This window comes from Microbacterium sp. PRC9, from assembly GCF_031844125.1.
Lineage (GTDB): Bacteria > Actinomycetota > Actinomycetes > Actinomycetales > Microbacteriaceae > Microbacterium.
Genome location: NZ_JAUZUR010000003.1, coordinates 170,278 through 180,894, shown reverse-complemented (window position 1 = coordinate 180,894; position 10,617 = coordinate 170,278). Strand labels below are relative to the sequence as shown.

Below are 10,617 nucleotides of genomic sequence, written 5' to 3'. Positions count from 1 at the left end.
CTTGAACGCTGTTCACTATAACGCTGTTCAGTAGAGTGCTGTGATGGGGTCGGCGAGAGCAGGTCGGGGTCACACCCGCGACGAGGTCGCACGCACCGCGATGCGGATCCTCGACGAGTACGGCCTGCCCGACCTGACGATGCGTCGCCTCGCGGCCGCGCTGGAGGTGCAGCCGAGCGCCCTGTACTGGCACTTCCCGAACAAGCAGAGTCTGCTGGCGGAACTCTCCGACCGGATCGTCGCAGAGGTGGACTCCGGATCGGCGGATCCGGAGTGGGCCGCCCGCGTCCGCGCGGAAGCGTTCGCGCTTCGCGCCGCGCTGCTCGCTCACCGGGACGGTGCCGAACTGGTGGCGAGCACGTTCGCCCTCGGCCTGGGGTCCCGGGCCGCGCAGCACCGCCTCGCTGCGGCGATCGCCGCCGGCGGGTTCGACGATGAATCCGTTCAGCGGGCGACCGCGGTCCTGCTCCATTTCGTGCTCGGTCATGTCCTGCACGAGCAGCAACGGCAGCAGTACCGCGACCTGGGTGTCCAGGTAACCGGGATCGACGAACCGCGGCAGGACGAGGCATCGGATGCCGAGTTCGTGTTCGGCGTCGAGCTCCTCGTCGGGGGACTGCAGCTGCGCCGCGGCCACGGCTGACCGCGCGACGCCGGGACTGTGTGCGCCGGGCTCCGTCCGATCGCCTGGGGCGGATGCGGTAGCGTGGCGCTATCCACACGGGTGCCCTCGCAAGGGCTGAGATCGGGCTGACGCGGCCTGCGACCGTTCGAACCTGTCCGGGTAATGCCGGCGAAGGAAGTAGGAGTCGCCTCCATGGAGTCCGTCCATTCATCGCGCGTTCTCGCGCATCTGCACGACGGTGAACACGACATCCGGGTCCCGGTGGACCGGATCGCGCTGGAGCCGTCTCCTGACGGGTCGGTCAACGCGCCGGTGACGGTGTACCGCACCCAGGGTCCGGGCAGCGATCCGGTGCGCGGGCTCCCGCCGTTGCGGGAGCAGTGGATCTCCGCACGCGAGGACACCGAGTGCTACGACGGTCGCGACCGGGATCTGCAGGACGATGGGCGTTCCGCGGTGCGCCGGGGCGCAGCATCCGCGGAATGGAAGGGTGAGAAGCGGGCCGCGCGGCGTGCCAAGCCGGGGCGCACGATCACGCAGATGCACTACGCCCGCAGCGGGATGATCACGCCGGAGATGAGGTTCGTCGCGCTGCGGGAGGATTGCGACGTGGAGCTGGTGCGCGCCGAGGTCGCCGCCGGGCGCGCCATCATCCCCAGCAACGTGAACCACCCCGAGTCGGAGCCGATGATCATCGGCAAGGCGTTCCTGGTGAAGATCAATGCCAACATCGGCAACTCTGCCGTCACCAGTTCGATCGCCGAGGAGGTGTCCAAGCTGCAGTGGGCGACCACGTGGGGCGCCGACACCGTCATGGACCTGTCGACCGGCGACGACATCCACACGACGCGCGAGTGGATCGTCCGCAACTCGCCGGTGCCCATCGGCACGGTGCCGATCTACCAGGCGCTGGAGAAGGTGAATGGCGACGCGTCGGCGCTCACGTGGGAGGTGTACCGCGACACGGTCATCGAGCAGTGCGAGCAGGGTGTGGACTACATGACCGTCCACGCCGGAGTGCTGCTGCGGTACGTGCCGCTGACAGCCGACCGGGTGACGGGAATCGTCTCACGGGGTGGGTCGATCATCGCCGGCTGGTGCCTGGCCCACCACCAGGAGAACTTCCTCTACACCCACTTCGATGAGCTCTGCGAGATCTTCGCCCGATACGACGTCGCGTTCTCGCTCGGTGACGGGCTGCGGCCGGGGTCGATCGCCGACGCCAACGATGCCGCGCAGTTCGCCGAGCTGGACACGCTCGCCGAGCTGACGAAGCGGGCCTGGGAGTACGACGTGCAGGTGATGGTCGAGGGACCCGGGCACGTGCCGTTCCATCTGGTGCGGGAGAACGTGGAGCGGCAGCAGGAGCTGTGCGACGGTGCGCCGTTCTACACGCTGGGACCGCTGGTGACGGATGTCGCGCCCGGCTACGACCACATCACGTCGGCGATCGGGGCGACGGAGATCGCCCGCTACGGCACCGCGATGCTCTGCTACGTCACCCCCAAGGAGCACCTGGGACTGCCCAACCGTGACGACGTGAAGACCGGCGTCATCACGTACAAGATCGCCGCGCACGCCGCCGACCTGGCGAAGGGGCATCCCGGTGCCCGACTGCGGGACGACGCCCTGTCGAAGGCGCGGTTCGAGTTCCGGTGGCGCGACCAGTTCGCGCTGTCGCTGGACCCGGTGACGGCGGAGCAGTTCCACGACGAGACGCTGCCGGCCGAGCCGGCGAAGACCGCGCACTTCTGCTCGATGTGCGGTCCGAAGTTCTGCTCGATGCGGATCTCGCAAGACATCCGCGACCAGTTCGGCCTCGTCGCCGAGTCCACGCGCACGACCGGGATGGCGCAGAAGTCCGCGCAGTTCAGGGAATCCGGCGGGACGGTCTACGTGCCGACGCCCGCGCTACGCCAGCCTTAGGCACTGCGCATGGCTCACTCGAACGACCAGAGGGCCGCCGGACGCGGGGAGAGCTCAGACGAGCCCCACCGTGACAGCCGCGGGGAGGGCTGCTCGCAGCCGCCTCGCGCTGTCGGCGGGGTCGTCCGCCTCGGTGATCGCCCGGACGACGACCACCCGCTCGGCGCCGGCCGCCACGACCTCCTCGATGTTCGACAGGTCGATACCGCCGATCGCGAACCACGGACGTGCCGTGGAGATGCTCGTGGCATGGCGGACGAGCCCGGTCCCGACGGCGGCGCGCCCGGGCTTGGTCGGGGTCGCCCAGACCGGCCCGACGCAGAAGTAGTCGAGATCGTCCGCGCCGGCGGCGGCGTCGACCTGCTCGGGGGTGTGGGTGGACATGCCGACGAGCACGCGCGGTCCGACGACCCTGCGGGCAAGACGGGCGGGAAGGTCCTTCTGACCGAGGTGCAGCACGGGGGCGCCGGTGACGTGCGCGATGTCGGCGCGATCGTTGACGGACCAGAGCCGGCCGTGACGGGCGGCCGCATCCGCGAGGACGCCCAACAGGTCGAGCTGCTCGCCACCCTCCAGAGACTTGTCCCGCAACTGGATGATGTCGACGCCGCCCGCGAACGCGGCATCCACGAAATCGGCGAAGTCGCCCTGACGGGCTCGGGCGTCGGTGCAGAGGTAGAGGCGCGCGGCGGCGAGGGACATGCGCTCAGCGTAGCGACGGGCCCCCGGGGTCTTGACGGGCCGCCCGTCGATGTGGTCGTCGTCGGCGGTGGGATCATCGGGCTCAGCATCGCGTGGCGCGCGGCGCAGACCGGCCGCTCCGTGCGGCTGATCGACCCGGCGCCGGCCCGGGGCGCCACCTTCGCGGCGGCGGGGATGCTCGCCCCGGTCAGCGAGTACCACCACCAGGAGGATGCGCTCCTGCCGGCGATGCGGGAGTCCGCGGCCCGCTACCCCGAGTTCGTGCGCGCGCTCGCTCCCGCCGACGAGGTGGCGGGCTACCTCCGGAACGAGACGCTGCTGGTCGGCATCGACCACGGCGACCGGCAGGCCCTCTCCGATCTTCACACCGCGCATCGTCGTGCCGGACTCGCCGCCGAGCCCCTGACGACCCGGGAAGCGCGAACCCGCGAACCGCTGCTCGGCCCGCGGGTGACCAGCGCCTACCGCGTCCCCGGCGATCATCAGATCGACCCGCGGATGCTCACCGCACGGCTGATCGACGAGCTCACGAGGACGGTAGCGGGGAGCCGGCGGGTCGGCATCGTCCGCGTCCAGGCGGTCGCCCTCCTGCACGACGATCCGTCGGACCACGACTCGCCCGTCACCGGGGTGCGCCTGGCGGACGGGACGACGGTCGCCGGCGCCGAGGTCGTGCTCGCGAACAGTCTCGGGGCCCGGATGATCGACGGGCTGCCCGACGGTCTCGAGCTGCCGGTGCGACCCGTGTTCGGCGACATCCTCCGCCTGCGCATGCCCGACCCGACCCGCCCGCTCCTCGGGACGACGGTGCGAGCTCTGGTCCATGGCGAGAGCGTGTATCTGGTGCCCCGTGCCGACGGCACGCTCGTGGTCGGCGCGACACAGCGGGAGGACGGACTGGAGGCCGTCTCGGCGGGCGGCGTGCACCGGCTCCTCCACAATGCGCAACTGGTGCTGCCCACCGTCGCGGAACTGCCGCTGGTGGAGGCGACGGCGAGGGCGCGACCGGGCACCCCCGACAACGCGCCCCTGCTCGGACGCATCCGGGGCCGTGACGGTGCGGCGATCTCGGGGCTGGTCGTGGCGACCGGGTTCTTCCGACATGGTGTGCTGCTCGCCCCGCTCGCCGCCGACATCGTGCTCGGGCTCTTCGACGGACACCCCGATCCGCGGTGGGACGCGTTCCTCCCCGATCGACTCGCACATCCCCGTGCCGACCTCACGGCAGAAAGGACACCCCGATGACCACGATCACCGTCAACGGCGAACCACACCACAGTTCGACGCAACCGTCCGTCGCCGACCTGGTGGAGAAGATCCTGGGCGTTCGCATCGCCCCCGATGGCACCCTCCCCGACGGGACCACCCTCGGCATCGCCGTCGCGGTCAACTCCGTGGTCATCCCGCGTGCGGACTGGGGCCACAACCATCTCGTCGACGACGATGCGGTCGAGATCGTCAGCGCGACCCAGGGAGGCTGAAGTGACCACCGACACGCTGCGCATCGACGGCGTCGACCTCGGCTCCCGCCTGATCATGGGAACCGGCGGCGCGCACAGCCACACCGGACTCGGCGACGCCCTCCGGGCCTCCGGCACTGAACTCACCACCGTCTCCATGCGGCGACACGATCCATCGACCAGCGGATCCCTCTTCCGGCTCCTGAGCGACCAGGGCATCCGCCTCCTTCCGAACACGGCGGGATGCCTCACCGCCAGGGAGGCGGTACTCACAGCCGAACTGGCGCGCGAAGCCCTGTCGACGAACTGGATCAAGCTCGAGGTGATCGCAGACGAAGACACCCTCCTCCCCGACGGTGCCGAACTCGCCCTCGCCACCGAACAGCTCGTGGGCCTCGGCTTCGTCGTCTTCGCCTATACCAACGACGACCCGGCCCTGGCGCTGCGGCTCGAAGACCTCGGTGCCGCGGCCGTCATGCCGCTGGGTGCCCCGATCGGCACCGGCCTCGGCATCCTCAACCCGCACAACATCTCGCTCATCGTCGAACGCGCCAGCGTCCCGGTCGTCCTCGACGCCGGAATCGGCACCGCCTCGGACGCCGCGTTCGCGATGGAACTCGGCTGCGATGCCGTCCTGCTCGCGACCGCCGTCACCCGCGCGCAGGATCCCGTCGGCATGGCTGCCGCCTTCCGGCACGCGGTGATCGCGGGACGCCTCGCCCGCCTCTCGGGCCGCATCCCCCGACGCACCACCGCAGAAGCCTCCTCGACCATGGAAGGGCGACCCGACCTATGACCCTGACACCGCGGCCTGCCACTCTGCCGCCGCTCGTCGCGCCGGCGTCCAGCCTGGGGCCGGCGGAGATCGACCGCTACTCCCGGCACCTCCTGCTGCCCGAGATCGGAGACATCGGGCAACGGCGGCTGAAGAACGCGCGCGTGCTGGTCATCGGCGCCGGAGGTCTCGGATCCCCGGTCCTCCTCTACCTCGCCGCCGCCGGCGTCGGCACGCTCGGCATCGTCGACGACGACCGCGTGGAGACCAGCAACCTGCAGCGCCAGATCGTGCACGGCATCGACGACATCGGCCGCCTCAAGGTCGACTCGGCGCGCGACACCCTGGGCGCGATCAACCCCCTCGTGCACGTCCGCACGCACCCCTTGCGGCTGTCGGCCGACAACGCGGTGGGACTGTTCGCGCAGTACGACCTCATCATCGACGGCGCCGACAACTTCGCCACCCGCTACCTCGTCTCCGATGCCGCGACGGTCACAGGCAGGCCGTGCGTCTGGGGCTCGATCCTCCGGTTCGGCGCTCAGGTGAGCGTGTTCTGGAGCACCCACGGACCCACCTACCGCGATCTGTACCCCGACGCACCACCGCCTGACGCGGCGCCCTCCTGCGGCGAGGCCGGCGTGCTCGGCATGCTCTGCGGAGTCGCCGGATCGATGATGGCGGCCGAGGCGATCAAGCTGATCACAGGCACCGGACGCTCCCTGCTCGGTCGGCTCTCCATCGTCGACCTCGCAGACACCACATGGCGGGAGCTGACGGTGTTCCCCGACACCAACCGGCCGCCGGTGACACTCCGCGACAACCTCCCGGACGCGTGCGCCGCCGACGTTGCCGCGACCTGCGGACCCGAGGTCATCACCGTCGAAGAGCTGACCGTAGCTCTCCACGAACGCTCCGCCCGCCGGGCGGCGTTCGAGCTGCTCGACGTCCGCGAGCCCGACGAATACGCTCTCGCACACATCTCCGGCTCGTGTTCCACGCCACTCAGCCAGATCCGAAACGCCGGACCACACTCCCTCCAGCTGCCGGTCGACCGCCCGGTCATCGTCTACTGCAAGGTCGGCCCGCGCGCCCAAGCCGCCGCGAACCTCCTCCTGGCCGCCGGACACACCGACGTACGTGTCCTCAGCGGAGGAATCGACCGATGGACCGAGAAGTCCGAGCGGCGTCCGGAAGGGGCGCCACCCGCGTGCATCCGCGCCAATGGAAACCGCTGAGCGACGGTTGCGACTGAGACCGTCTCAGGGTCGCACTGGAGCCACCCGCCCGGGGCCGGTCGTGCCGTGTCGTGGGGCTCGAGGGCGCCGACCCCGGGTGTCGGTCCGCGGCGTGCCAAGTGGTCTGTCGACAGGTCCACACGCAGGAGGCACGATCGGGGGATGGATGCTGTTGTGCGACGCGCTTTCCGTCAGGTCGATGTCTTCGGACTGGGCTCAAACGACGGCAATCCCGTGGCTGTGGTGCTCGACGCGGATGGCCTGACGGATGACGCGATGCGACGGTTCTCGGTGTGGACGAACCTGTCGGAATGCACCTTCGTGCTTCCTTCGACCGTGCCCGATGCGGACTATCGGGTGCGGATCTTCAGCTTGAACACCGAGCTCCCCTTCGCAGGTCACCCCACGTTGGGAACGGCGCGCGCGTGGCTCGATGCCGGTGGTATTCCAGCCACGCCAGGTGTGGTCATGCAGGAATGCGGTGCCGGTGTCGTTCCCGTGCGCCTCGACGGTGACATCCTCGCCTTCGCGGCCCCGCCCCGACTCCGCTCCGGCGCGGTCGATGCCGACCTGCTCGCGGCGGTCACCGAGATCCTCGGCATCGACGAGGGGCAGATCGTGGATGCCGAGTGGCTCGACAACGGCCCCGGCTGGGTGGGTGTGCTGCTCGCAGACGCGGCGACTGTTCTGAAGCTGCGTCCGGATGCCTCCGGGCACCCCGGCCGCTGGGACATCGGCGTTCTCGGACTGCACGGAGCCGACTCGCTCCCGGCTGTCGAGGTGCGGGCGTTCTTCACGGACGGTGACGGGCCGCTCCGCGAGGACCCCGTCACGGGCAGCCTCAACGCCGCCGCCGCGGAATGGCTCATCGCCACCGGACGAATTGGAGCGCCGTACCTCGCGGCTCAGGGTGGCGCCATCGGCCGACGCGGACGCGTGCACATCAACCGCGAAGATGGTCGCATCTGGGTCGGTGGCCGCGCGGACGTCATCATCTCCGGAACCGCCGACCTCTGACCGACCCGTCAGAGCGGATCCCTCAGCGGTGACGCCGTACCTCGTTGTGAGCAAGGCGAGGGGAGGACACATCAGCTGTCGTTGATCTCCATGGTCATGTAGGCCCGACCGTCCCATCCGAAGGTCACCCGCTGATCGGGTGTCATGCCCGGGGGTCGCTGATCTTCGGCGAGCTTGTAGAAGGCGAGCGACACTCCAACCGTCCGCTCCGCGGTGGCATCGTGGGGAATGCACTGCGCTTCGGTCGCAGCGCCATCGGTCAACAGCAGGCAGTTCTCCGGTCCGTGCCGGCTCGATACTCTTGCGACCCATACCGCCCATCCGTAGTAGTCGCCGAGTGACTGCGCCCACATCGTCACGCCGCTGGCGGGAAACATCGGCCCATCGGGCCGCGAGGACACGTCGATGAACTCGCCGCGCACCCTGTCGACGAGCAGAGGGATGGTCACGCGACCGTTCGCGGTGGGGTCGGTCGCAGCGGGACTTGTGGGAGAAGGCACGGTGGCCGCGCCAGCGCCGGTCGGGTCCGGCGTGGTCTGCAGCCCGTGGACCGCCCCGAGTGCGGCCGCGGACAGCGTGACCGAGGCGACGAGGCCGAAGACCAGAAGGCGGCGGGGCGAGGGGCGGCCGGTCGCCGATCCGTCGGCCGTCGGGCCCGCATCGGATGGTGGTCCTCTGTGAGTGAAGGGATCCAGGGTGGAGTCCTCGGGCTCTGGGGCGCCTGACGCGCACGACGGCGCGGGTGCGGTCACAGACCGGGCTGCGAGGGCGAGCCCTTCGAGCTCGGACAGACGCTCCAACGCGACTTCGTCGTCGGCGATGTCGGCGTCCCGGTCATACGCGCGGCGACGTAGTGCGGCCAGTTCGGCGCGGGCAGCAGCATCCATCGTCAGCCGATCCTGCCCGCGCCGGGTGTGCGCGTCTCTGAGCTCGCCACGCTGTCACGCTACGCCCCGAGGGGGCGGCGGGGGGCGAAGTCCACGAGACCGACCTTGGGTGCTTTCGGGCCCAAAGGCTCGGTCCCGTCGCGACGTCGATCCGTATCCGTGCGGTGCACGCTGATGGGGTGTTGCGGGCGATGGTCCAAGCCCTTCGCCGCGCGTCCTCTCGTCAGCGGGAGTGAGTCTTCTCCTTGGTGAGGAGCGAGATCACAAGCACGGAGGCTGCCGAGAGCGCGACCAGAATGGCGATGAGCATGACATTCGCGTCGGCGGGGAGCATCGCGCACCCAGCTGAGGTGTCTTCGTCGTCGCAGCTACGCCACGGCTGGAAGAAGTACACGACGGTCACGATGGCGCCGACCGCGGCGGTCACTGCGCTCACGACAATCAGCCAATGACGGTGCCGGTCAGCCATCGTGCACCAACCGAACGTCAGACCCCGGCGATGACGACGACGCCGGCGACGATGGCCCACACGGCGATGGCGTGGTGACGGTCGGCTGTTCAACCTCGCGGCGGGATGTTGTTGTTCATCCGGAACAGGTTGCCTGGATCGTACGTCGTCTTGGCCGCCACCAGCCGATCGTAATTCGCGCCGTACGAGGCGCGAACGAGCGCCTCCTTCTCTTCGCCGAAGCCGACGAAGTTCAGGTAAGCGCGGTCCGTGGCGAATCGCTCCTGCATCGCCGCCCAGGTCCTTCGGGTCCAGTCGATGCACCGCTCCGTTGCGTCGGGATCGAACCACGAGGTGTCGAGGCTGAGCAGGTACTTCGCGTCCCGCTGCGCGAACGCCGTGGCATCCGGAGCGACCCGTCCGATCTGGCCGCCCAACTGCCAGAAGTTCACGATCGCATCAGGCGACGGCCGGTCGGCGGCAACTTCGACGACCGCGTCCAGCAGGTCATCGCTCGGCTCACCCACCAGCAGTGACTTCCAGTAGTAGTAGCCGCCGGACGGGAAGAACGCATCGAACGAGCTCTGGGCGACCGCCCAAGGCGCACGCCCGCTGAGGTCGAGGATCGGAGTCGCCCAGTCGAGAACCGGCGCCAGCAGCCGCTCCCCCTCGTCAGGGTCGCCCGAGTAGACGACCAACACGACCATGATCGGCATCCCGTGCAGCTCCGCCGGGAAATCGTCGACCGCCGGCACGCTCCAGAACATCGCCTGCGGCCCGAACTCGTCGGGCGCGGTCGCGCAGAAGTCCCGGTACTTGCGCAGCACGGCCGGCGCATCGTCGAGCGAGAAGATCGGGGCCGCTTGGTAGATCTCGGGTCCGACCGGATGCAGCGCGAATTCGAACGACGTGACCACGCCGAAGTTGCTCCCGGCACCCCGCACGGCCCAGAAGAGCTCGGGGTTCACCGATTCGCTCGCCGTGCGCACCTGACCGTTGGCCGTGACGATCTCGACCGATCGCAAGCTGTCGAGCGCCAGCCCGTACTTGCGATGCAGCGAGCCCAGACCGCCGTGCAAGGTCAGGCCGGCGACGCCGGTCGTGCTCACCTGGCCGCCCGGCGCGGCGAGACCCCACAGCTGCGTCTCACGGTCGACGTCGCCCCACGTCGCACCGCCCTGCACGCGCGCGACACGGCGCTCGGGATCGACGTGCACGCTGTGCATCTCTGAGAGGTCGATGACGATCCCGCCGTCGTTGACCGCATTCCCGGCGACGTTGTGCGCGCCGCCCCGGATCGACACCAGCAGGCCGAGTGCACGGGCGAATTCGACAGCGTCGACCACGTCGGCCGTTCCCCGGCACTGCACGATCAGAGCCGGGCGCCGGTCGATCAGCCCGTTCCGGACGGCGCGAGCCTCGTCGTACGCGGCATCGCCCGGCTGGAGGACGCCGCCGCGCAGCCCCGCTGCGAACTGCTGGATCCGCTCCGCATCGATCGACGCGGCTACTTCGGCGCTCATGGCAGGCTCCTTCGAC

11 protein-coding genes and 1 riboswitch are annotated in these 10,617 nt (G+C 69.7%); of the genes, 7 read left to right on the top strand and 4 right to left on the bottom strand.

Going from position 1 to position 10,617, the window contains the following annotated elements; genetic code table 11:
* The first annotated feature begins 43 nt into the window (after positions 1–43).
* Both Q9R33_RS07780 and thiC read left to right on the top strand, forming a co-directional pair.
* Positions 44–643 carry a TetR/AcrR family transcriptional regulator C-terminal domain-containing protein gene (locus Q9R33_RS07780; RefSeq protein WP_311293385.1) on the top strand — a complete coding sequence of 200 codons (600 nt, stop codon included), beginning with the start codon at positions 44–46 and terminating at the stop codon, positions 641–643.
* 67 nt (positions 644–710) lie between these two features.
* A riboswitch (TPP riboswitch) is annotated at positions 711–819 on the top strand.
* A complete protein-coding gene (gene thiC, locus Q9R33_RS07775; RefSeq protein ID WP_311293384.1) occupies positions 818–2,551 on the top strand; it encodes a phosphomethylpyrimidine synthase ThiC in 1,734 nt (577 codons plus the stop codon). (Overlaps the previous riboswitch by 2 nt.)
* Positions 2,552–2,605: 54 nt before the next feature.
* Here thiC and thiE read toward each other — a convergent pair whose 3' ends face one another.
* Entirely contained in the window at positions 2,606–3,253 is a 648-nt protein-coding gene (gene thiE / locus Q9R33_RS07770; RefSeq protein WP_056365098.1) for a thiamine phosphate synthase, read from the bottom strand.
* Positions 3,254–3,304: 51 nt separating this feature from the next.
* Here thiE and thiO point away from each other — a divergent pair, with 51 nt between their 5' ends.
* The 5 genes from thiO to Q9R33_RS07745 all read left to right on the top strand — a co-directional run bounded on the left by thiO (position 3,305) and on the right by Q9R33_RS07745 (position 7,743).
* Positions 3,305–4,498 carry a glycine oxidase ThiO gene (gene thiO / locus Q9R33_RS07765; RefSeq protein WP_311293383.1) on the top strand — a complete coding sequence of 398 codons (1,194 nt, stop codon included), beginning with the start codon at positions 3,305–3,307 and terminating at the stop codon, positions 4,496–4,498.
* Positions 4,495–4,734, top strand: coding sequence for a sulfur carrier protein ThiS (gene thiS / locus Q9R33_RS07760; protein ID WP_311293382.1), 240 nt, complete (start codon positions 4,495–4,497; stop codon positions 4,732–4,734). The genes thiO and thiS overlap by 4 nt, the downstream gene beginning before the upstream one ends.
* Positions 4,697–5,509, top strand: coding sequence for a thiazole synthase (locus Q9R33_RS07755; protein WP_311293381.1), 813 nt, complete (start codon positions 4,697–4,699; stop codon positions 5,507–5,509). The genes thiS and Q9R33_RS07755 overlap by 38 nt, the downstream gene beginning before the upstream one ends.
* Positions 5,506–6,726: a ThiF family adenylyltransferase gene (locus Q9R33_RS07750; protein ID WP_311293380.1), complete on the top strand. Its 1,221-nt coding sequence runs from the start codon at positions 5,506–5,508 to the stop codon at positions 6,724–6,726. Before Q9R33_RS07755 ends, Q9R33_RS07750 begins: the two co-directional genes overlap by 4 nt.
* Before the next feature lie 162 nt (positions 6,727–6,888).
* On the top strand, positions 6,889–7,743 hold the full coding sequence (locus Q9R33_RS07745) for a PhzF family phenazine biosynthesis protein (RefSeq protein ID WP_311293379.1): 855 nt from the start codon (positions 6,889–6,891) through the stop codon (positions 7,741–7,743).
* 71 nt (positions 7,744–7,814) lie between these two features.
* On the opposite strand, the gene Q9R33_RS07740 is transcribed toward Q9R33_RS07745, so the two are convergent.
* The 3 genes from Q9R33_RS07740 to Q9R33_RS07730 all read right to left on the bottom strand — a co-directional run bounded on the left by Q9R33_RS07740 (position 7,815) and on the right by Q9R33_RS07730 (position 10,601).
* Positions 7,815–8,630 carry a hypothetical protein gene (locus tag Q9R33_RS07740; RefSeq protein WP_311293378.1) on the bottom strand — a complete coding sequence of 272 codons (816 nt, stop codon included), beginning with the start codon at positions 8,628–8,630 and terminating at the stop codon, positions 7,815–7,817.
* Between the two features lie 223 nt (positions 8,631–8,853).
* A complete protein-coding gene (locus tag Q9R33_RS07735; protein WP_056365077.1) occupies positions 8,854–9,066 on the bottom strand; it encodes a hypothetical protein in 213 nt (70 codons plus the stop codon).
* 122 nt (positions 9,067–9,188) lie between these two features.
* On the bottom strand, positions 9,189–10,601 hold the full coding sequence (locus Q9R33_RS07730) for an FAD-binding oxidoreductase (protein WP_311293377.1): 1,413 nt from the start codon (positions 10,599–10,601) through the stop codon (positions 9,189–9,191).
* Positions 10,602–10,617: the final 16 nt, after the last annotated feature.